This window comes from Streptomyces sp. NPDC021100, from assembly GCF_044333095.1.
Classification (GTDB): domain Bacteria; phylum Actinomycetota; class Actinomycetes; order Streptomycetales; family Streptomycetaceae; genus Streptomyces.
Genome location: NZ_JBIRQH010000010.1, coordinates 153,782 through 175,459, shown reverse-complemented (window position 1 = coordinate 175,459; position 21,678 = coordinate 153,782). Strand labels below are relative to the sequence as shown.

Here is a 21,678-nt window from a genome sequence, read left to right as displayed (position 1 = left end):
GCCCGGCGGAGGACATCCGACGGCGGCGCGCCCCCGTCCCGGCATTCCGACATCCGCAACCAGCGCGGGAGTTCAGCCACCGAGGTCAGCCCCTCGCGACCTCCGCCACGCGGAACCGGTTCCCCAGTGGGTCGGCCGCCAGGGCGGTCGCTCCCCGCGCCGTGGCGGAGGGCCCGGCGAGGACGGCCCCGCCCAGCCCGGTGACGCGGGTGAGCGCGCCGTCCAGCGCGGCGACGCCGAAGGTGACCTCCCAGTGCGCCGGACCGGGCTCCCGGAACGGGTGCTCGGCCGGTCCCGCGCCGGCCACGGCCCGGCCGTCGGGGTCGAGGAGCGTGCGGTGGCCGCCGTCGCCGTCCCGGGTCCAGGGGCGGCCGAAGACCGCGGTGTGGAAGGCGGTGGCGGCGGCCGGGTCCGGGGTGACGCACTGATGCCACACGGCCGCCCCGGGCACGCCGCCGATCCGGGCCCCGAAGTAGTCGCCTTCCTGCCAGATGCCGAAGGCGGCGCCGATGGGGTCGGCGGCGACGGCGAACCGGCCGTGCGAGCCGATGACGTGGACGGGCACCGGCAGAGTGCCGCCGTGTCCGGTGACCCGCCGGGCGGCGGCGTCGGCGTCGCGGGCCGCGAGGCAGACCAGCCAGCCGTCGGGGTTGCCGGGGGCGGCGGTGCGGCGGGGGCCGATGTCGGCGACCGGCCGGCCGTCGAGGGCGGCGGTGAGGTAGTGGTCGAACTCCGCTCCCTGGTCGTGGAGTTCCCAGCCGAACAGCCCCCGGTAGAACCCGGCGGTCCCGACGGGGTCGTCGACGCGGATCTCCACCCAGCACGGCGTGCCGTGCGGCCAGGGCGTGTCGCGCGGTGTCATGCCGGCTCCTCGTGGTCCCGTCCGCGCCGGGCGCGGCGGGGCGCGGTCAGATGTCGAGGCCGAAGGTGCGGAGGCGTTCGTCGCTGACCATGGTGATGCGCGGTTCCGGTTCCAGACCGCGGCGCAGGGCCCGGGCGATCTGGAGGGTGCGCAGGGTCTGGTACTCGATGGCGCCGAGGTTGTCGTCGGTGACGTTGCGCGGCTCGTGGCGGGAGATGGTGCCGGTGCCGTAGGGGGCACCGTTGCCGGGACGGTGGAGGACGGCGGCGGCCGAGCCGTTGGGCACGATGACGGCGCCCCAGTGGCAGATGGCGTTGTGCAGGGCGAGGATCGCCGCCTGCTGGCCGGCGTGCGGCATGGATCCGGAGGCGAAGGCGGAGACGGCCTTGTCCATGAGCCGGCCGGGGATGGCGACGGGCCCGGTGTGGTCGATGAAGTGGAGGATCTGCGGGGCGGGCAGGCCGTAGTGGACCGGAGTGCCGATCATGATGGCGTCGGCCCAGAGGAGGTCGTCGAGGGTCGCCTCGGGAACGTCGGCCGTGGCCTCGGTCAGCTCCTGGTAGGCCTTCTTGTCGAGGATCATGGGGTCGGGGAGTTCGGCGACCTTGCGGACGCGTACCTCGGCGTCCGCCGAGGCCGCGGTCTCCGCGGCCTTTTCGACGAGTTGGTAGGTGTTCCCGCTGCGGGAGTGGAAGAGGATGGTGATGGTGGTCAAGAGGTTCGCTCCTCGTGGACCGGTGCCGTGACGGCGGTGTGGGGCCGCCCGGCGGACCCCGGTGGGAGCGGGCCGCGGACGGCGCGGAATCCATCGTGCCGCCCGGGCGGTGCCGCCGCCCACCGCCCGGCCGTCCGATCTGTCAGGTCGGCGGACGGCCGTCGCGGCGCGGAGCTGACAGACATCCCGGCCGGCGGCTGTCCCGCGCCGGCCGGGCGCTGCTGTACTCGGGGGCATGACCGGTCCTCAGGACGACGCCCGCCTTCCCGTCTCCGCGGCCGACCTGCCGCGGGTGTTCGCGGCGGCCTTCAACGCGCGGGACACCGCGTTGCTCGACGCGCTGTTCGAGCCGGAGGCCCTGCATGTGCGCCGGCCCGGGGAGGCGGTGGCCGGCGCGCGGCGGCGCGCCGCGCTGCCGGACGTGGTGCGGCGGCGGATCCCGATCAGCGTCTCGCTGCGGCGGGTCTACGTGGTCGGCGACACCGCCCTGCTGATCAACGACTATGCGCACGACGGGACGGGCCCGGACGGCGGGCACGTCCACGTCGAGGGCACGGCCACCGACGTGGCGCGGCGGGGCCCGGACGGGCGCTGGCGGTATCTGATCTCGAACCCGTCGGGTACGGACTGACGGCCGCGCCCGCGCCGGACGCACCCCCGCCGCCCCTCAGTCGAAGGACATCGGGGCCGTGGTCGTGGGGGCGGCCTTCACGGGGAGCCGGTCCAGCTTGATGCCGAACCACTTCTCGTAGGTCTCCAGCAGTTCCCGGGCGTCGGTCACCTGCCGCTTCTCCCGCAGGTCCCCGTCGACCAGCGTGAACCGGTCCTCCTTGAGGGTGACCCGCCCGGTCTCGGTCGGCATCGAGCAGAACAGGTTCTGCAGGAACGGGGAGTCGGGCGCGGTGCGGTACCACCACAGCGTCGGTCCGAAGTCGGCGACCGTGCAGGGGATGTCGTACACGCGGTAGAGGGCGGTGCCGTCGAGGAGGACGTCGATGCCGCCGTCGTCGGCGCTTTGGACGCGGAAGGTGCCGTGCGGGTCGGGCTGTTCGGCGTCGGTCTCCAGGGACAGCGGGTGCCGGCTGTTGCGGCCGAAGCCCACGTCGACGAGGAGGGCGTGGCCCCCGGCGCGCACCTTGAGGGTCAGGTGGCAGAGGGGCGGGGTGAGTTCGCCGTGGATCCAGACGCGGCCCGGCATGATCGAGACCTCGTAGCCGAGGCTCCGCAGCAGCAGGCCCAGCGCCGGGTTGACCTCGTAGCAGCCGCCGCCGCGGCGCCGGCCGACGATCTTGTCGACGACCCGTTCGTCCATGTGGATGTCCTCGCCCAGGTGGTAGCCGAGGTTCTCGAACGGTACCGAGAGCAGGTGGCGTTCCTGGAGCCGGCGCAGGGCGTCCAGGGTGGCGCCGGCCGGGCGCGGGGCGGAGATGCGGTCCAGGTACGCGGTCACCGCGGTGTCATCGAGCACGCTGACGGTCCCCTTTCTGGTCTGCTGTCCGGTCGTCGGGGCGGGCGCCCGTCCCTTGCGCCGCGGCCGCCTCCCCGGCCAGGCGCGGGAAGAGGGCCGCGGCGTTGCCGTGTTCGAGCAGCGCCAGTTCCTCGGCGCCGAGGCCGCCGTGTTCCACGATGTGGCGGCCGTTGCCCTCGCCGAAGGACGCGGGCATGAACGGGAAGTCGGTGCCCACCAGCATCCGGTCGGGGCGCGCGAAGGCGCGTACCGCCGGGAAGGCATGCCGGTCGCCGACCATGGCGGTGTCCACGTACAGGCTCCGGAGCAGGCCGATCGGGTCGGCGGGCAGCCGCTGCCCGAGGCCGGCGCTGACGAGGGGGCCGAGGGTGAGCCGGGTGGCGTGGTAGGCGAGGCCCCCGCCGCCGTGGGAGAGGATGATCCGCAGGCCGGGGTGGCGTTCCGGGGTGCGGTGGTAGAGGAGCTGGGTGGCCACCCGTACGGTCTCGAACGTGAACTCGCAGAGCGAGAGCGGCAGTCCGAAGGTGGGCTGTCCGCCGGCCGGGGGCGCGGTCGGGTGGATGAACAGGGGGGTGCCGCGCCGGGCGGCCTCGGCGTGGAAGGCGTCCAGGCGGGGGTCGCCGACGTACGTACCGGCGTAGTGGGTGACGAGGGAGACGCCGTCGAGGCGCAGGACGTCCAGCGCGTACGCCAGTTCCGCGAGGGCGGCGTCGACGTCGGGCAGCGGCAGGACGGCGAAGGCGCCGAACCGGTCGGGGTGGCCGGCGACGAGGCCGGCGAGGTGTTCGTTGACGCGGCGGGCGAGCCGGGCGCCGGTGGCGGTGCCGACGGCGGGGACGCCCGGCCAGACGTTGAGGACGGCCGCGCGGACGCCCTGCCGGTCCATGGTCTCCAGGGCGGTGTCGACGGTCCAGGCCGGCGGGTCGACGCCCGGCAGGACGGTGGAGAAGCCGAGCCGCTCCAGCTCCCGGGCGTACCAGGCGGGGAGGGTGTGGTGGTGGACGTCGATGGCGCCGGACCAGGGTGTCCCGGCGGTGCCCGGCGTGCTCGTCCCCATGGCGGTTCCTCCGCTTCGACGGCTCGGCACGTCGCAGCGACCGTACGGTCCGCCGCCGCGGGCCGTCGACGGGCGGCGGCGGGAGTCTGTCACCTCTCGGCGGCTCCCGCCGGACACCTGACGAATCCCCGGGCGGGTGCGTTGCCGCGGGCGCCCGGCCGCCCCGACGCTGGCTCGTATGACGGCAGGGAACCGCACGACCGCGGACGACGGCACCGCTCCCCTCTTCGAGATCAGCACCGGCGTCCTCGTCCCCGCGCCCCCGGAGACCGTGTACGCGGCGGTCAGCGATCTCCCCGGCTGCCACCGGTGGAGCGAGGAGTGCGTGGGCGGGGAGTGGGAGGGCGGCCCCGCCGGCGCGGTGGGCACGGTGTTCGCGGGCCGCAACCGGCGCGCGGCCGACGTGGTGGCCTGGGCGCCGGTGGTGCGCGGCGAGTGGACGACGCGGGCCGAGGTGGTGGTCGCCGAGCCGGGCCGCCGGTTCGCGTGGGCGATGCTGGACAGCGCCGGCCGGATCCAGGACAGCGTCTGGGGCTACACCCTCGCGCCCGCCCCGGGCGGCGCCACCCGGCTCACCCACCACTTCCGGATGGGGGCGCCCACGGAGGGCATCCGCGGGATCACCGCCGGCATGGACGAGGCGGACCGGAAGCGGTTCCTCACCGAGTGGGGGGCCAAGCTGGAGCGGGACATGGCCGCGACGGCGGCGCGGCTGAAACGCGCCCTGGAACCCCGCTGACCGGCACCTCCGCGGACATCTCCGGAATCGGAATCGAGGCGACGCCATGCTGCTGCAGCGCATAGGGAACCGGGGCATCCGGCTGGGTTCGCTGTTCGAGCGGGCCGCCGCCCGGTACCCGTCGAACGTCCTGCTCCTCGACCACGACCTCGACATCGCCCCGGAGCGGGGACGGACCCTGACCCTGCCCGAAGTCGCCGACCTGGTCGACGACTTCGCGGCCCGGCTGTGGCGGGCGGGAGTGCGGCCGGAGGACCACGTGGTGGTCCGCAAGAGCGACGCGTTCGACATCTTCCTGCTGGCCGCCGCCGTGGCGCGGATCGGCGGCGTCCCGGTCCTGCTCTCCCCCGGGCTGGACGGCGCGACGGTGGCCGGGCTGCTGCGCCGGATCGAGCGTCCGGTGCTGGTCACGGACGCCGCCACACTGGCCGGTGTGCTGCCCGACGCGGTGTTCGGGCTCGCCTCTCGGGTGCTGCTGGCCGCCGGCCGGGACGCCCGCGCGCCGTCGCTCGCCGGGTGGGCGGGCGCGCCGCGGGTGCCGGAGGTGCCGGTGCCGCCGGACCGGCCCGCGCTGGTCACCCACACCTCGGGAACCACCGGAGAGCCCAAGCTGGCCGTGCACACCGGGCACAGCCTGCAGGCCCGTTACCGGCCGCAGGCCCTGGCCACGGCGCTGATGCGGCGGCGGGAGCCGGTGGCGATCCACGTCTCGTTCGTCCACTCGCGGCTGGTCACCGCCCTGGCCCTGGCGCTGCTGCGCGGCTTCCCGGTGGCCGTCCTGGCGGACGCCGATCCGGAGCGGGTGGCCGGCCTCTTCGCCCGGCTGCGCCCGGCCGTCCTCGAAGCGCACCCGAACACGTATCTGAGCTGGGAGCGGCTGGCGGACGACCCGCGACGCCCGCTGGCCAACGTCAAGCTGTTCAGCAGCACGTTCGACGCGCTGCACCCGCGCACGGTGCGGACGCTCGTCGGCGCGTCCGGCCGCCGGTTCCCGCGCTTCGGCCAGATCTACGGGCAGAGCGAGGTGGGCCCGACCGTCGCCCGCGCCTACGGCAGGCGCCGCTCCCCCGACGCGGACGGGCGCTGCGTGGGCGTCCCGTTCCCGGGCATGACCGGGGTGCGCGTGGTGAGCCGGGACGGGCGGCGGCCCACGGCGTCCTCGCCCGGCTGGATCGAGGTCAGCAGCGACGGGCGGATCCGTACCTATCTGGGCGAGCCGGAGCGGTTCTCGCGGCAGAGCGACGACGGGTGGTGGCGGATGGGCGACCTCGGCTACCGCACCCGCTGGGGCTGTCTGCACCTGACGGACCGGGAGGTGGACGAGATACCGGGGTTCGGCAGCACGCTGACGGTGGAGGACCGGCTGCTGTCCCGGCTGCCCGAGCTGGCCGAGGTGGTGATCCTCCCGCTGGCCGGGGGGCCACCGCTGCCGGTGGTGTGCACGCACGGGGACCGGCCGCTCGACGAGGCGGCGTGGCGGGCGGCGGTGGCCGGGCTGCCGCCGATGGCCGCTCCCGTCCGGTGGTCGCAGGCGGACCTGCCCAGGACGGCGACGACGAAGGTCAAACGCCTGGAGCTGGCCGCCCGGTTGGCGGACGGGAGCGACGAGGACGGCGGCGCGGGCCGGCGAGGGGAGCGGGCATGACGGCCGTGGTGGTGGCGGGCGGCGGCATCGGCGGGCTGGCCGCGGCGCTCGCCGTCGCCCGGCGGGGCCACCAGGTGGTGGTCTGCGAGCGGGAGGACGCCTTCACCGAGCTCGGCGCGGGCGTCCAGCTCGCCCCCAACGGCCTGCGGGCCCTGGCCCGGCTGGGGCTGGCCGAGGCCGTCGCGCGGCTCGCCGTGCCGGTGCCGGAGCTGCGGTTCATGGACGGCGTCACCGGCGAGCACGTGGTGAGCATGCCCCTGGACGAGCGCTACCGGGCCCGGTTCGGCGCCCCGTACGTGGTGGTGCACCGCGGCGAGCTGCACCGGGCGCTGCTCACGGCCTGCCGCGCCGAGCGGCGGGTGGAGCTGCGCGCCGCGCACCCGGTCACCGGCTACGAGCACACGGATGCCGGGGTGCGGGTGCTGCTGCGGGGCGGCCGGCACCTGGTGGCGGACGCCCTGGTGGGCGCCGACGGGCTGCGCTCCGCCGTGCGGGAGCGGATGCTCGGCGACGGCCCGCCGCGCGGCGCGGGGATCACGGTCTACCGGACGGTCGTCCCCATGGAGCGGGTGCCCGCCCGGCTGCGGCGGCGGGCGGTGACCTGGTGGGCCGGGCCCGGCCGGCACTTCGTGCACTACCCGATCGCCGGTGGCCGGTACCTCAACCTGGCGCCCAGCGCGGAGAACGCGCCGCCCGAGCCGTTCTCCGGACGGCCCGTCACCGCCGCGTCGGTGCTGGAGGAGTTCGCCGGGCTGTGCGAGGCGGCCCGGCGGCTGCTGGAACTGGGCACCGGCTGGAAGTCCTGGGTGCTGGTCGACCGGGAACCGGTACAGCGGTGGACCGACGGGCGCGTGGCCCTGCTCGGCGACGCGGCGCACCCGGCGCTGCACTACGCGGCGCAGGGCGCCTGCCAGGCCCTGGAGGACGCGGTGGTCCTCGGTACGGCGCTGGACCGGCCCGCCGGCGGGTTCGCGGCGGGGCTGGCCGTGTACGCGGCGGCCCGCCGCGACCGCACGGCGCGGGTGCACCGGCTGGCGCGGGACAGCGTCGCCCTGTGGCACGCGGCGGGGGCGGCGGCGGCCGCGCGCAACGCGGCCCTGGCCGCCATGTCGGCGTCCGACCTGTACGACTACGTGTCCTGGCTGCACGGCCCGGAGGCCGGCACCGGCGAGGCCGCCGGTGCCGGCACGGGGACGTACACCCTGGGCGGCTACCTCCCGGCGGCGCCGGAGGCCGACGGAGAGGACGCCGCCGGCCGGTCCGGGACGTACACCCTGGGCGGGCTCCTGGAGCTCCCCTGAGCGCCGGCGGCTATCCGCCGCCACCCCAGGAGCCGACGCGCAGGACCTCCTTCAGCAGCACGTCCCGGAAGGACGGCACGCCCTCGGTGGTGAACACGCCGATCACCGTGCGCACATGGAGGTCCTCGGCCGCCAGCCGCAGGAGGGCGTGGGCGAGGTCGACGCGCGAGGTGTAGAGGCCGGGTGCCTCGGGGACGGCGAAGTGGTAGTCGGTGCGGGTGCCGGTGTCGTAGAGGGCCGACGGCCGCACGATCGTCCAGTCGAGGTCGGTGGCGCGGACCGTGCGCTCCATGCGGATCATGTCGGTGTAGAGCTGCCGGCCGAGGGTGCGCAGGGCCGGGTAGAGGACCCTGCGGTAGGTGAAGCGCTCCTTGGGGGGCCGCTCCCCCGACCCGGCCGGCGCGCGCACGGCGAGCAGCCGGGAGGAGACGCAGACGAGGCGTTTGACGCCGTGGGCGGCCATCGCGTCGGTGATGTGGGTGATGCCCCGGGAGAGCACGGTGACGGGCTCCCGCCCGTAGGGGACGCCGAGGATGGAGACGACCGCGTCCTGTCCAGTGACCGCCGCGTCGACGGCGTCCCGGTCGAACACGTCGGTGCCGCGCACGTGCAGCCTGGGGCCGTCCAGGGGGAAGCCGTCGGGCCGCCGTACGGCGGCGGTCACCGTGTGGCCTTCGGCGAGGGCCTGCCGGGTGAGGTGCCGGCCCGTCGCGCTGTTGGCGCCGAATACAGCGATCTTCATGGGCTCTCCGTCTCGCGTCTCCGGAAGTCCGCGGCCCGGTCAGGGCCGCTCGGCGGTGTAGAGGGCGAACGGCGGGTTCTCGACGAACTCGGTCCAGTAGCCCTTGGGGTTGACGCCGTCCACGTGCCCGGGGGCGAGGTCGGGGCGGCGCCGGATGCCGGTCAGGCCGGCCTTGGCCATGGCCGCCTCGGTGATGCCGGCGGGCCAGAAGAACCCGTCGAAGGAGACGGGCGGGTCGACGTCCATCCCGATGGTGATCACCTGGAGGTCGCCGTGCTTCTCCTTGGGGGTGATCGAGAGCCCGTAGCGCGGATAGGCCGTCATCCGCTCCAGGTCGATGTCCGGGTTGGAGACCAGGGCGACCATGGTGCCGCCGGGGGCGAGGTTGCGCGCGCACCGGGCGACCATCCCGTCGTACTCGGCGGCGTCCTTGGCGTGCACGAACGCCCAGATGGGGGTGACGACGTCGAACTCGCCCAGGACGGGCAGCCCGGCGGCGTCGTGGACCTCGTAGCTGATGCCGAGCGGGTCCTCCTCCTCGATCTCGCGGGCGCAGTCGACCATGCTCCGCTCGATGTCGACGCCGACGACGCGGTCGGCGCCCAGGCGTTTGAAGAGGCGGGAGTAGTAGCCGGTGCCGCAGGCGACGTCCAGGACGGACCTGCCGGTGAGGTCGGGGAGCGCCGCGCACAGGGTCTCCCGTTCGGCGAAGGCGTAGGGGAGGTTCTTCACCAGGTCGTAGCGGCTGCTCACGGACTGGTACTGCGCGCTGATCCTGTCGTGGTGCACCGATTTCCGCATGGTCCCTCGCCCTTCTGCCGGACAGTACGTGGATCCGTCGGTGTGGGTGCGGTCCTGGCGGGCCGCCGGGCGTCTCGGGGGCGGCGGCGCCCCCGGACGACGGTAGCGGCGGCCCGCGCGGGGCGGCCACGGCGGGCCGATGAGATCTGTCAACTCATGGCCCGCCAGGACGGGTTGTCGTGTTCAGGAGACCGGTTCGGTGGCGCGGGCGCCGCTGCCGGCCGGTCCGCTCCGGGAGAGCGCGCCGGCGGTGAGCGCGCCGCAGACGAGGACGGCGAAGGCGATCCAGAGGGCCACGGTGTAGCCGTGCACGGTCCCGGCGTCGACGGCGTCACGGCCGTGTCCGTGGCGGTCCAGGTAGCCGGCGGTGACGCTGGTGGCGATGGAGTTGAGCAGGGCGGTCCCGAGGGCGGCGCCCAGTTGCTGGACGGCGTTGTAGGCGGCGGAGGCGATGCCGGCGTCGGCCGGGCCCATGTCGGCGGTCACCAGGTCGGTCGCGGTGGCCAGGAGGCAGCCGAGGCCGAGGCCGGTGAGGATCTGCGCGGGCAGCAGGTAGCCGAGGAAGACGTGGGAGCTGGTGGCGGTCAGCTGGGTGAGGACCAGCATCCCGGCGGCGGCGGAGAGCAGGCTTGCGATGATCAGGACGCGGGGGCCGGCGCGTCGGTGCAGCCGGCCCGCGACGCCCACCGAGCCGACGATCCCGCCGACGGCGTTGACCAGCAGGACCATGCCCGCCCGGACGGCGGAGTAGCCCAGGATCGTCTGGGTGTAGTAGCTGACGAACAGGAAGAACCCGAACATCGCGACGAACATGAGGAAGACCGACGAGAACGCGGTGCCGCGGGCGCGGTGCAGCAGGACGCGCGGGGGCAGCAGCGGGTGGGGCGTCCTGGCCTCGACGGCGGTGAAGAGGGCGAGGAGCAGGACGCCTCCGGTCAGCAGCGCGAGGACCAGGGGGTCGGTCCAGCCGCGCGGTTCGGCCTGGGCGAAGGCATAGACCAGGGCGACCAGGCCGGCGGCGCTGAGCACCGCGCCGGGCACGTCGGGGCGCGGCAGGCCGCGGTCGGGGCGGTCGCGGAGGAGGAACGGGGTGCCGGCCAGGGCGAGGGCGGCCATGGGGACGTTGATGTAGAGGCACCAGCGCCAGTCGGCGTACTCAGTGAGCAGGCCGCCGGCGACCACGCCGAGGGCGGCGCCGCCGGCGCCGACACCGGCGAACACCCCGAAGGCGCGGCCGCGTTCGCGGGCGTCGGTGAAGGTCAGGGCGAGCAGGGAGAGGGCCGCGGGGGCGAGGAGGGTGGCGCACAGGCCTTGGAGGGCGCGGGCCGCGAAGAGGGTGCCGGCGTCACCGGCGGCCCCGCCGAGGGCGGAGGCCGCGGCGAACCCCACCAGGCCGACGAGGAAGGCGCGGCGGCGGCCGAGGATGCCGCAGATCCGGCCGCCGACGAGCAGGAGTCCGCCGAAGGCGAGGGCGTACGCCGTGATCACCCACTGCCGGTCGCTGTCGGACATGCCCAGGTCGTGCTGGGCGGAGGGCAGGGCGATGTTCACGATCGTCGCGTCCAGCACGACCATCAGCTGGGCGAGACTCACCACCGGCAGGGTCCACCAGCGCTTGGAGTCGGTCTGGGGCGCCGGGACTTCGGGAACCATGCGTCACCTCGTACATCGGTCGAGTTACTGGAACACTGGTCGAGTCGGCGGCGAGCGTACTACACCGCCGATCGGGCCGAAAGGCCGAACGCCCTTATAGGGAACGGGGGTTGCGGGCCGGGCGGCAGGGCCGCGCGGGAGAGCGTCGGCCCTGGTCACGGCGGGTGCGGGGGTTCCCGGAACCGGGGTCCGCACCCGCCGTCCCGCCGCGTTCCGGAACGGGACGCGGCCGCGCGCGAGGAGCCCGGCGGCGGTGGCCGGGCGCGCGGCGCCGGGTGATACGTTGTGCGCGTTTTTCGAGGTGATCACCCGGCGGTGGTCACGTACAGGGGGAGGTGGAGGCCATCACCGACAGCGAGCACACGCCGGGCGGCCGGGCCCACCGCGGGGTGGGGAGCGTCTGGCTGCGGCCCGCCCGGGCCGGCCGGGGCGGGGAGGCGCCGCTCACCCGCGAGCGGATCGTCGGGGCGGCCGTGGCGCTGCTGGACGAGGAGGGCCTCGACCGGCTGACGATGCGCCGGCTGGCCGAGCGGCTGGGGGCGGGGGCGACCACGCTCTACTGGCACGTGACGACCAAGGACGACGTCGTCGACCTCGCCGTCGACGCCATATTCGGCGAGACGCCCGTCCCCGAGCGGCACACCGACCACCCCCGGGACGACATCGCGCGACTGCTGCACGACTGGCGGCGGGCCGTGCTGCGCCACCCCTGGTCGGCCGAACTGCCCTCCCGCCGACGGCCGTTGCTGGGACCGAACTTCCTGGCGTGGATGGAGTTCCTGCAGTCGGCGCTGCTCCGGGCCGGGCTGGGCGAGGACCGGCTCAACGCCGCCACCTGGGCGCTGTACAACCACGTGATGGGCGCCACCGCCGCCCAGTCGAGTCTGCGGCTCTCCGCCGACGAGGCGCGCGCCGGCCGGGACTACCTCGACGGCCGCCGGGAGCGGTACCCGACCGTCGCCGCCCACAGCTACATCACCGACGACGACTGGGACGGGAACTTCACGGCGGGCCTGGAGTACCTGCTCGACGGCATGGGGGCACGGCAGGGGACGGAGCGGTCCTGACGGCCGCCCGGCCCGTCCGCGCCGCCCGGCGGAAACACGGGTGAATTACGGGCGGATTCCCCGCCGGGGCGCCGCCCGGCCGGAAACCGGCCCGCCTGGAGAAACGCGGAAACCGCACGGGTAAGGGTGCCGGATATCGTCGGCGACCGGGCTTGACGCACACCAATTCCGCGACAAGGGGCGCCCATGAGGTGCGCGGCACCGGCGCCCCCGACGGCCACTTGCCTTCAACTGCCATGCAGTGACAGCATATTGGACTCCTGGCGCTGGTTTTCGCCATGCGCCGCACGGAAATACGGCTCCCGGGTCGGACCGGCGGCCGCGCTTCCGGCGGCCGTGCGCGGAGCGGGCGCCTGCTGTCGGCCGACGAAGGAAACCGGCATGTGCTGCGGATCTGCTCGTCGCACCACTCCCCCGCCGGGACGGCACCGCGCGGCCCCCGGCCCGGCGGCCGGCCCGCACGCCGGTCCGCGCGTCCTTCCGCCGAGAGCGGCGGTGCCGCCGGCCGCCGGGCCGGCACGCGCGCGGTGACGCGCCCGCGCCGGCCCGGCCACCACCCGCCGTACGGGAGACGAATGCCGCTCGATGGCGCACACGGGGGACCTCATGGGAAATCAGGACACTGCCGTGGTCCGGAGGGGCGGAGCGGTGATCGTCGCCCACCGCTCCCTGCGGCGGCCACTGGAGGGGTACGGCGGGAGGACGACCGACACCTCCCTGTGCTGGCGGTACGTGGACGACGTCGGCGCCGCCGTCCGGGGCCGTGAGGGGGCGTTCGCGGCCCTGCCGGCGTTCACCCCGCAGCACGCCGCGGTGCTGGCCCGGCTCTCCGCGGCGGACCCCGTCGCCGGGATCGTGGGGGTCGTCGCGGACGCGGTGGGCACCCAGACCCACCTGGCGATCCAGAGCGGCGCCAACTGGGTGCTCAACCTCCTGGTGCAGCCCTCCGAGTCCTTCCGCGTCCTGCGGGGGCTGCTGCTCCAGCACGCCGCGGCCGTCGGCGTCCCGACCGCCGCCCGGCCCGCGCCGGGGGCCACCGCGCCCGGTGGCGCGGACGCGCCGGTGAGCGCGCTCTCCGACGAGGAGCGGGCGCTGCTGGGCATGCTCCGCGAGCGGGTCCCGGTCGGGGAGATGGCCCGCCGTTTCTACTGCTCCGAGCGGTCGATGTACCGGCGGATACGGCGCGTGTACGAGGTGCTGGGCGTCGCCAACCGCAAGGAGCTGTGGACCCGGATGCCGTACGGGATCTTCTGAACCGGTACGGCGCGCGCCCCGCCCGGACGGCGGACCGGTCGCCGGGCGCCCGGAAACGGCAGCCGCTTTCCCGGTCCGCGCGGGATGGCAGGCGCTCCTGCCAGATTCCCGCCACCCCGGCCGGGGGCGCCGGGCATTCCCTTGTCAGGGCCCGCCCCGCCGCCCACCATGAATTCCGTCCGCGGGCGCCGGACCGTGGCGGCCGGCCGATTTCCCGGCATACGGCCGGAGTTGCCCGCCGGTTTCCACAGCCGGCCTCTTCCCGCCTCCACGGGGAAGGAACGCGGAGACCCCGCCGGCGCATCACGGACCAGGCACCGCCGTCCGCCCCCGGTTCTCCGGGCGGCGGACCGCGCGACCCGAACAGGGAGGAGCGTCGATGACTCTCGCGACCGGTGAGCCGCACTGTACGGATTTACGGAATGCCGTCCGGAACGACCCTTTTCCGGATGCCGCCGGGAAGGTCGTCCTCGACCGCCTCCTGGCAGAGCTGTCCTCCGCGGTCTTCGCCTCGCTGCCCCGGGCGGACCAGCGCCGCAAAGGGGTGATGTATCTGCGGGGGCTGCTGGGGGCGCCGGGGCGGAAGTCGGTGCGCAACATCGCGGCGTTCCTCGGGGAACAGGTCAACGACCAGGGGCTGCACCACTTCGTCAACGACTCCACGTGGGCGTGGGAGCCGATGCGCGAGGCCCTGGCCCGTTGTCTGGCGCGGCACGCGGCGCCGCAGGCGTGCGTGCTGCAGCCGATGACGATACCGAAGTCCGGCACCCACTCCGTCGGGGTGGGCCGGACGTACTCGTGGGAGAGCGGCAAGGCCGTGACCGCCCAGCAGGTGGTCGGGGTGTGGACGGCGTCCGCGGCCGCGACCGTACCGGTGAACTGGCGGCTGCACCTGCCGCCCCGCCGGCCCGGTGAGGACGGGGAGGCGGCACCGTACGGGGAGGGGCCGCTCCGGGAGACGCCGGAGCACTCGGTGGTCCGGGCGTACCGCGACACCGTCGCGCGACACCGGCTGCCCCTGGGCCCGGTGGTGCTCAACGGCGAACGGCTCGACGGCATCGCGGTGACGGCGAGGCTGCGCGCGGCGGGGGCGACGCAGATCTCGCGGATCCGCCAGGACACCTGGCTGCTGCCGGCCGATCCCGCGCTGCCCGGCTGGGCGGACACCCCGTTGCCGGCCCGCCGGATCGCCCGGCTGACGCGGATCGGGCGGCACGGCATGACCCTGGTGACCACCGGCGGCCCGGACGTGGCCGAGCTCGTGGCCACCGTGCGGGTACGGCTGCCCGCGCTGCCCGACGCGTCGGGACGCCCGCGCGGCATCGGGGACTTCGTCCTCTTCTGCACCGGGCCCGCCGGCGCGCAGTGGCCGGCCGAGCTGTGGCTCACCGACCTGTCCACCGCCGACCAGGCCACTCTGCTGCGGCTGGTGTGCCTGGGGCGCGCGGTGGAGACGGCGGGCATGCGCCGCGCCGAGCGGGTCGGCATGCGCGACTTCGTCGGCCGGTCGTTCGCCGGCTGGCACCGCCACGCCACCCTCGTCTCGGTCGCGCACGCCGTCACCGAACTGGCCGAACGCGCCGTACCGGCGGCCTGAGAGCCGGCAGCGAAGCGCCCTCCCGCCCCGGGCGGGCGGGAGGGCTCGGTGACGCGGTGTCAGCGCTTGGGCGGCTTGACCCAGCCCTTCTTCACGAGCTCGTCGCAGTGCCATTTGGCGTACGAGGCGGTCTCGCCCTTCTTCTTCGCGGCGCTGATGCAGTCGGCGTAGGGGAAGGGGGGCTGGTCGGCAGGGACGGCGTGGACGACCGGGACGGCCGGCAGGGCCGGCGCGGCCGCCGTCCGGGCCTGGGCGACGGCCGGCAGGGACAGGGCTCCTCCGATCACGACGACCGCGGCCGATACGACACTCATCCGGTACACAGGCATTCCTCCGCTTTTCGTCTTCATGAACAGCCTGGACAGGGTGTGACCCGTCACCGCTCAACGAGCCCGGCCGGGCGGGGAAACGCTTCGCCCGGCCGTTCGGGGTGCGAAGAGGGGCGGCCATCCGGAGGGATCCCGTGCCCGGGCGCTAGCCCGCCAGGGCCGCCTGGTCGGTCACGCGGTCCCGCATGGTGGCGATGACGTCGTCGCGGTCGTACAGGACGCGCCGCCCCTCCTTGCGCCGGCCCCAACCGTGAGTGCTGGCCAGCCAGTAGACGGTGCCGGAGGCGACGCGCCAGCGGACGGAGATCTCCTGGGCCGTGAAGCCCGCGCCCGGGCCGGGGCGTTCGCCGCGCGGGCCCAGGGTGTGCCACACCTCCGGCGACCAGGTGTGGCCGGAGTCGGCGGAGCAGACGATGGCGGCCTCGCCGGCGGCGGTGCGGGTGCCCAGCCGGGCGGCCAGCCGGCCGGGGCACCCCGGCCGGACGCAGGCGCCGACGACGACGTGCCGGTCGCGGTGGCCGGAGAGCGCGGACCAGGCGGCCCGCACCAGCTCACCGGTCTCGGCGGCGAGGTCGGCGGAGGCCGGGTGCGCCGCCAGCCAGTCGGCGTGCCGGGCGAGGAAGGCGGTCAGCGCGGCGGTGTCGCGGGCCGGGGCGGCGACACCGCGCTGCTCGCGGACCAGGGCCGCCCACCCGGTCAGCACCGACCGGATGTCGGCCCTGGCGTCCAGGACCCGGGTGTCGAGCGGGATGCCGGGCGAGCCGCGCTCGCTGACCTTTTCGACGACTCTGCGGGGACGGGTGAGGGCGCCGGCCAGCTCGTCGTACAGCCAGCGCAGGACGGCCAGGTCCTTGAGCAGGCGGCGGCGGGCCGCGGCGGTGTCGGCCGGGGCCGGGGCGGGTGGCATCGGGGCGTGCGGCATCGGGGCTCCATGGGGGCGGCGCGGGTGGGTCGTGCGACTGGGCCCGAGCCTGCCGGAGCCGGTTACCGGGCCAGTACCGGTCCGTTCCCGTCCCGTTCCCGCCGTTCCCGGTCCCGGTTTCCCGGCCCCGCTCCCCCGGGTCCCCCGGCCGTCCCCGCGCCCGCTCCCCCGCCCGGCGGAAGCTCCGCCTCCGCGCCAAGGCGGTCTTGACACCGGGTTCTTGAGCCAAGACGATGCCCACCACACTGGTGCCCCTGCACCCTCCGCACCGGGACGAGGGCGACCGACGCCGCCCGCCCCGGCCGCGCCTTCACCGGACGGCGCGGGGCGGACGTGCCGGACCGGACCTCGCCGCCCGTTCGCCGGCCTCGGGGACCGCGCCCCGTACCCCCGTTCACACCGGGCACCGCTCCCGTACCGCCCCCGCTCGCGGCGACGCCCGCGCCCCGGCCGCGTCCCGAGCCGCGAGCCGTCGTGCCCGCGCGCCCGCCGGCCGCGTGGGCGGGCACCCCGGCGGCCGCCACCGGCCCGTCCCGCTCCGGTCCGCCGGCGCGGGACGGGCCGGGCACCGGCCGTCCACGGACTCGAAGGAGACTGACGACGATGGCAGGAGAGGACCGGCGCGGAGCCGAGCACACCATGACCGTGCGGGCTCCCGTCGACCGGGTCTACGGGCTGGTGGCCGCGGCCGAGGACTGGCCGCGGGTCTTCCCCCCGCTGGTGCACGTCGACTGCCTCGAACGGACCGGCCGCCGGGACGTGATCCGGGTGTGGGCGGTCGCCGACGGCGAGCCGCGCGGCTGCGTCTCGCGCCGCGTCCTGGCGCCGGACCGGCGGTGCATCGGGTTCCGGCAGGAGGTGCCGGTGCCGCCGGTGGCCTTCCTCGGCGGCCGGTGGGAGTTCCAACCGGTCTCGGCCCGGGAGTGCCGGGTGCGGCTGTGGCACGAGTACCGGGCCGTCGACGACGATCCGCGGCAGCTCGCCCGGATCGGCCGGACGGTGGTGCGCCGGGCCCGGGCCGAGTTGGAGGCGCTGCGCCGCAGCGCCGAACTGGGCGTGCGGGGGCACGAGTTGCTGCTGTCCTTCGAGGACAGCGTCCGCATCGCCGGCTCGGCCGACGACGTCTACGCCTTCATCAGCGAGGCACAGCTGTGGTCGGAGCGGCTGCCGTCGGCCGGCGGCGCGGCGGCGGTGCTGGCCGCGGGGGCGTGGGGGCGGACGCCGTGCGGCCGGGGGCGGCCGGCCGGCGACGGCCGGGACGCGGGGCGGAACGGCACGGTCCGGGTGTGCTTCCCGCCGCGGCGCATCGTCTTCAAGCAGACGCGGCTGCCCGCGCTGCTCAGCCTGCACACGGGCAGTTGGCTGTTCACACCGTGCGGGGACGCGGTGACGGCCACCTCCCGGCACACCGTCGCGGTCGATCCGGCGGCCATCGGCGCGGTGCTCGGCGAGGGCGCCGGCGTGGCACAGGCCAAGGACGTCGTCCGCAGCGTGCTGGGCACGGACAGCCGGCTGACGCTGCGCTACGCCAAGGAGTACGCGGAGGCGCGCTGTCTCCGCTGAACGGGCCGGCTGTCAGTTGGGAGAGGGGGCGAAGGGGGCGGCACGGGTGCCGACGGGGCGCTGACCGGCACGGGGGACGCGGGACTTGGCGATGCCGTCCAGAGCCAGCACCAGTTCGCTGCGCAGGCCGGTGTACCGGGCCAGGCGGCGCGCCTGCTGGTGGTGACGGCGCGCCAGATCGAGGTCGCCGCGGGCGCGGTGCACCGCGCCCAGGACGTTGTGCACGGTGGCGGCGAGGGCCGGGCGGCGCACGGTGCGCAGCAGTCCCAGGGCGGCGTGGCCGGCGCGCAGGGCCTCGATGTGGCGGCCCTGGCGGCGGTAGACGTCGGCATAGCGGGCGAGGACGACCGCCTGGCCGTGCGGGGTGACGATGCGGTGGGCGAGCGCGGACGCCTCCGCCAGCCGGCGCAGCGCCGTGTCGAAGGCGCCGGCCGCCGCGTGCGCGGCGGCCTCGCCGGTCAGCCCGGTGATCTCGCCGTGCGCGTCGCCGGCCGTCCGGCTCCCGAGCGTGACCAGGCGGCTGGTCTGCAGCGCCTCGGCGTGCCGGCCCAGGGCGCTCTGCGCGGTGCCCAGGCAGGCGAGGGCGGTGCCCTCCTCGCCGCCGGAGCCGGAGCGGGAGCCGGTGCCGCTGAGCAGGGCGAGGGCGCGGTGCAGGAAGTCGATGGCCTCCTCGTACCGGCCGAGGGTGGTGGAGAACATGCTGATCCGGCTGAGGCACAGGGCGGTGCCCGGCCCGTCGTCCAGCTTCTCGGCGAGGGCCAGCGCCTCCTGGGCGCTCTCCAGGCCCTCGGCGACGCGGCCGAGGTGCCAGCACGAGGCTGCCAGGTCGGTGAGGGCGGTCAGCCGCCGCTCGTGGTCGCCCAGGCGGCGGGCGGCGGCCGCGGCGACGCCGAGCACCCGGCGTTCGTCCTCGGTGTGGCCGCGCAGCCGGAGGCAGGGGGCCAGCGCGAGGGCCAGCCGGACGGCGTGCCGGTCGAGGCCCCGCTCGCCGGCGAGCGCCAGGGCGGACAGCAGGCCGGGCCGCTCGGCCTGGAACCAGGCCAGGGCGGCGGGTTCGTCGGCGAGCGGCTCGTCGGCCGGGGTGACGGCGGGCCGGCCGGGCCGGGCGGGGGCGTCGATCAGTTCCGCGGCCCGGGTCGCGGTGTGCAGGTAGTGGTCGAGGAGCCGGTGCACCGCCCGGTGGGCGGTCGCGGGCGGCGGCGCGGCGGGGTGGTGGCGGGCGAGGAGGCGTACCAGTTCGTGGAAGGCGTAGCGGCCGGGGGTGTGCTGGGTGAGCAGGTGGGCGTCGAGGAGGTCCTCCAGCAGCGCCTCGGCGACGGCCGGGGGCGTGCCGGTGAGGACGGCGGCGGTCCCGGCGTCGAAGTCGGGCCCGGGGTGCAGGCCGAGCAGGTGGAAGAAGCGCTGGTGGGGGGTGGGCAGGGCGGTGCGGGACAGGTCCAGGACGGTGGCGACCGCGCGGTGTTCGGTGACCAGGCCGGCGAGGCGGGTGGACTCGTCGCGGAGCCGGTCGTTGAGGGCGGCGATCGTCCACTGGGGGCGGTTGCGCAGCCGGCCGGCGGCCACGCGGAGGGCCAGCGGAAGGCGTCCGCACAGGGTCACGAGGTCGGCCGCCGCCTCGGGCTCGGCGCGCGGCCGGTCGCGGCCGAGGACGGCGCCCAGCAGGCGCAGGGCGTCGCCCGGCGGGGGCAGTTGGAGGCTGAGGTGGACCGCGCCGTCCAGGGCGGAGAGACGCGGGCGGCCGGTGACCAGCACCAGGCAGCCGGGGGTGCCGGGGATGAGGGGCCGGACCTGTTCGGAGGCGGCGACGTTGTCGAGCAGCAGCAGCAGGCGGCGGCCGGCGGTGACCGCCCGCCACAGCTGCTCCCGGTCGGTGCGGCCCGGGGGCAGCTGCCGGTCGGGCACGCCGACCGCCCGCAGCAGGACGCCCAGGGCGGTGCGCGCGGTCATGGGGGTGCGGTCGACGGTGAAACCGTGCAGATCGAGGAAGATCTGCCCGTCCGGGTAGTGCGGGGCGAGGCGGTGGGCGGCGTGGACGGCCAGCGCCGTCTTGCCGACACCGGCCATGCCGTCGACCGCCAGGACCGGCGTCGGCCGGTCCGGCTCCCGGGTGGCGTGCGAGAGCAGCCGGCGGGTCTCCTCCTCCCTGCCGGTGAAGTCGGGCAGATCGTGCGGCAGGGAGCGCGGCGGGACGGGCACGGGGTAGGGGGCCGGGGGCAGGACGGGCGCCAGGTACGGGCCCGCCTGCGGTAGGGGTGCCGGGTACGAGACCAGGTGCGGCATGGGGGCGAGGTACGAGGCCGGGTACGGGGCGGACGCCGAGTACGGGGCCGGGTGGTGGGCGGACGCGGGGTAGGAGCCCGAGTGCGGCACGGACGCCGGGTACGAGGCCGAGTGCGGGGCCGGCGCCGGATACGCGCCCGGGTCCGGCACGGGCGCGGCACCCGGGTCCGGCGCGGACGCGGACGCGGAAGCCGGTGCGGACGCCGTCGCGCGTCCGTCAGGGCCCGATCCCGCTCCGGCCGTCGTCGGCCGCGCGCCCCTGCCGTCCGACGCGACGCCGTTCCCGTCGTCCGGCACATGACCGTCCCCGCCGTACGGCGCACGGCCCGTCCCGTAGTACGGCGCCGCGCCGCCCCCGTCGTCCTCGCCCGGGAACCCGCCGGGGCCGAGGGCCCGGTGGGGCTCCTCGGGGAGGGCCGGGGCCGGGGCGGCCGTGCCCGGCGGCGCGGGACGGCCGCCGGGGCCGACGGCGTCGGGGCGCCCGCCCCGCGGCGTGCCGCCGTGCAGGGCGGGCTCGTTGCGCAGGATCTGCTCGTAGCGCAGCGTGGCCTCGGGCCCGGGGTCGATGCCGAGCTGCTCGGCGAGCAGATGGCGGAGCTGGTGGTAGACGCGCAGGGCGTCGGCCTGCCGGCCCGTCCGGCACAGGGCCACCATCAGCAGGGCGGCCGGGGATTCGCGCAGCGGGTGCTCCGCGACGAGCGAGCGCAGCCCGGCGACCGCCTCCTCCGTGCGGCCCTGTTCCAGGCGCAGTTCCAGCAGGCGTTCGCGCGCGCCGAGTTGGCGGTCCTCCAGCATCGTCGCCGCGGCCGCCAGCAGCGGGCTGCGTCCCTCGGGCAGGGCCCGGCCCCGGTAGAGGGCGAGGGCGCTCTCCAGGGCGGCGGCCTCCTCGTCGGTGTCCGCCGCCGCGCGGGCCCGGGCGAGGGCCTTCTCGAAGCGCAGCAGGTCCAGTTGGCCGCCGTCGACCACCATGCGGTAGCCGGGTCCGTCGGTGAGCAGCAGCAGCCGGCCGTCCGGGATGCGGGCCCGCAGCTCCGCCACGGCCTTGCGCACCTGATGTTCGGCCGTCGCGGGAGGGGCGTCCTCCCATACGGCGTCGACCAGTCGCGCTAAGGACACGACCCGGTTGGCTTCCAGCAGCAGCGCCGCCAGCACGGCACGCGCGCGCGGACCGCCTACCTGCAGGCGGTCGTCCCCGTCCCATACCTCAAGTGTGCCCAGTACGCCGAACCGGACAGCACTCCCCCGTGAGGCCATCATGGTTGATCACTGTACGGGATGAATGTCGCGGTCAGGAGAGAATTTCGGACAGACAATCGACCGTGACGCGCCACCGGTGACGGCGGTCGAGCGGCCTACTGGCGACGGAGCGGCCGGCAACGCCCGGGGTTCCCGGGTGAGTTCCTTGACAGCCCCACCACGCGCCAAGAATACTTTCTCATCATCGGTTCTTTGCGCCCTGCGGCAGGGACATCCCCCACGAGGGCGCGACGCGTACGGCCTCCGGGCCCGCGAGCCGATCCCCACGGCCTCCCCCGGACCGGTTCCGTCCGTCCCGCGCGGCGCCCGGCGTGCCCGGGCGGCCGCCCCTGACGCGCCGTCGGCATCCGGGCGTTCCGCCGTGCCGCCGCACTGTCGTTCCATCGTCCCGTTCGACCGACGTCCTTTCGGCGATCCACTGGCGGT

The 21,678-nt window shown here is 75.9% G+C and carries 18 protein-coding genes; 8 read left to right on the top strand and 10 right to left on the bottom strand.

Annotated features, from left to right (window positions below):
- Positions 1–85 precede the first annotated feature (85 nt).
- Positions 86–862 (bottom strand): VOC family protein, encoded by a 777-nt coding sequence (locus ACH4PU_RS19970; RefSeq protein ID WP_398273314.1) that lies wholly within the window; start codon positions 860–862, stop codon positions 86–88.
- Between the two features lie 46 nt (positions 863–908).
- Positions 909–1,577, bottom strand: a complete 669-nt coding sequence (locus tag ACH4PU_RS19965) for a flavodoxin family protein (RefSeq protein WP_398273311.1) — start codon at positions 1,575–1,577, stop codon at positions 909–911.
- 235 nt (positions 1,578–1,812) lie between these two features.
- Here ACH4PU_RS19965 and ACH4PU_RS19960 point away from each other — a divergent pair, with 235 nt between their 5' ends.
- Positions 1,813–2,208, top strand: coding sequence for a YybH family protein (locus ACH4PU_RS19960; RefSeq protein ID WP_398273308.1), 396 nt, complete (start codon positions 1,813–1,815; stop codon positions 2,206–2,208).
- Between the two features lie 36 nt (positions 2,209–2,244).
- On the opposite strand, the gene ACH4PU_RS19955 is transcribed toward ACH4PU_RS19960, so the two are convergent.
- Entirely contained in the window at positions 2,245–3,045 is an 801-nt protein-coding gene (locus ACH4PU_RS19955; protein WP_398273306.1) for an arylamine N-acetyltransferase, read from the bottom strand.
- Complete coding sequence (locus tag ACH4PU_RS19950) at positions 3,035–4,102, bottom strand: amidohydrolase family protein (RefSeq protein ID WP_398273304.1); 1,068 nt, start codon at positions 4,100–4,102, stop codon at positions 3,035–3,037. The genes ACH4PU_RS19955 and ACH4PU_RS19950 overlap by 11 nt, the downstream gene beginning before the upstream one ends.
- Before the next feature lie 178 nt (positions 4,103–4,280).
- On the opposite strand from ACH4PU_RS19950, the gene ACH4PU_RS19945 reads away from it, so the two are divergent.
- The 3 genes from ACH4PU_RS19945 to ACH4PU_RS19935 are packed head-to-tail and all read left to right on the top strand — an operon-like array spanning position 4,281 to position 7,787.
- Complete coding sequence (locus ACH4PU_RS19945; protein ID WP_398273301.1) at positions 4,281–4,841, top strand: SRPBCC family protein; 561 nt, start codon at positions 4,281–4,283, stop codon at positions 4,839–4,841.
- 46 nt (positions 4,842–4,887) lie between these two features.
- A complete protein-coding gene (locus tag ACH4PU_RS19940; protein WP_398273299.1) occupies positions 4,888–6,486 on the top strand; it encodes a class I adenylate-forming enzyme family protein in 1,599 nt (532 codons plus the stop codon).
- Positions 6,483–7,787 (top strand): FAD-dependent monooxygenase, encoded by a 1,305-nt coding sequence (locus ACH4PU_RS19935; RefSeq protein WP_398273297.1) that lies wholly within the window; start codon positions 6,483–6,485, stop codon positions 7,785–7,787. The genes ACH4PU_RS19940 and ACH4PU_RS19935 overlap by 4 nt, the downstream gene beginning before the upstream one ends.
- Before the next feature lie 10 nt (positions 7,788–7,797).
- On the opposite strand, the gene ACH4PU_RS19930 is transcribed toward ACH4PU_RS19935, so the two are convergent.
- The 3 genes from ACH4PU_RS19930 to ACH4PU_RS19920 form a co-directional block, all read right to left on the bottom strand.
- Complete coding sequence (locus ACH4PU_RS19930) at positions 7,798–8,529, bottom strand: NAD(P)-dependent oxidoreductase (RefSeq protein WP_398273295.1); 732 nt, start codon at positions 8,527–8,529, stop codon at positions 7,798–7,800.
- A gap of 39 nt (positions 8,530–8,568) precedes the next feature.
- Entirely contained in the window at positions 8,569–9,330 is a 762-nt protein-coding gene (locus ACH4PU_RS19925; RefSeq protein ID WP_398273292.1) for a class I SAM-dependent methyltransferase, read from the bottom strand.
- A 183-nt stretch (positions 9,331–9,513) separates the two neighbouring features.
- Entirely contained in the window at positions 9,514–10,983 is a 1,470-nt protein-coding gene (locus ACH4PU_RS19920) for an MFS transporter (protein ID WP_398273290.1), read from the bottom strand.
- A 335-nt stretch (positions 10,984–11,318) separates the two neighbouring features.
- On the opposite strand from ACH4PU_RS19920, the gene ACH4PU_RS19915 reads away from it, so the two are divergent.
- The 3 genes from ACH4PU_RS19915 (at position 11,319) to ACH4PU_RS19905 (ending at position 14,901) form a co-directional block, all read left to right on the top strand.
- A complete protein-coding gene (locus tag ACH4PU_RS19915; protein WP_398273288.1) occupies positions 11,319–12,050 on the top strand; it encodes a TetR/AcrR family transcriptional regulator in 732 nt (243 codons plus the stop codon).
- 606 nt (positions 12,051–12,656) lie between these two features.
- Positions 12,657–13,304, top strand: a complete 648-nt coding sequence (locus tag ACH4PU_RS19910; RefSeq protein ID WP_398273286.1) for a hypothetical protein — start codon at positions 12,657–12,659, stop codon at positions 13,302–13,304.
- 379 nt (positions 13,305–13,683) lie between these two features.
- On the top strand, positions 13,684–14,901 hold the full coding sequence (locus ACH4PU_RS19905) for an IS701 family transposase (protein WP_398273284.1): 1,218 nt from the start codon (positions 13,684–13,686) through the stop codon (positions 14,899–14,901).
- A 59-nt stretch (positions 14,902–14,960) separates the two neighbouring features.
- Here ACH4PU_RS19905 and ACH4PU_RS19900 read toward each other — a convergent pair whose 3' ends face one another.
- Together ACH4PU_RS19900 and ACH4PU_RS19895 are read right to left on the bottom strand one after the other, a co-directional pair.
- Positions 14,961–15,215 (bottom strand): hypothetical protein, encoded by a 255-nt coding sequence (locus ACH4PU_RS19900; protein WP_398273282.1) that lies wholly within the window; start codon positions 15,213–15,215, stop codon positions 14,961–14,963.
- A gap of 160 nt (positions 15,216–15,375) precedes the next feature.
- Positions 15,376–16,152 (bottom strand): hypothetical protein, encoded by a 777-nt coding sequence (locus tag ACH4PU_RS19895; RefSeq protein ID WP_398273280.1) that lies wholly within the window; start codon positions 16,150–16,152, stop codon positions 15,376–15,378.
- Positions 16,153–16,755: 603 nt separating this feature from the next.
- Here ACH4PU_RS19895 and ACH4PU_RS19890 point away from each other — a divergent pair.
- On the top strand, positions 16,756–17,715 hold the full coding sequence (locus ACH4PU_RS19890) for an SRPBCC family protein (protein WP_398273278.1): 960 nt from the start codon (positions 16,756–16,758) through the stop codon (positions 17,713–17,715).
- A gap of 12 nt (positions 17,716–17,727) precedes the next feature.
- Here the strand turns inward: ACH4PU_RS19890 and ACH4PU_RS19885 are convergent, their stop codons facing one another.
- Positions 17,728–21,252 (bottom strand): AfsR/SARP family transcriptional regulator, encoded by a 3,525-nt coding sequence (locus ACH4PU_RS19885; RefSeq protein ID WP_398273276.1) that lies wholly within the window; start codon positions 21,250–21,252, stop codon positions 17,728–17,730.
- Between the last annotated feature and the right edge of the window lie 426 nt (positions 21,253–21,678).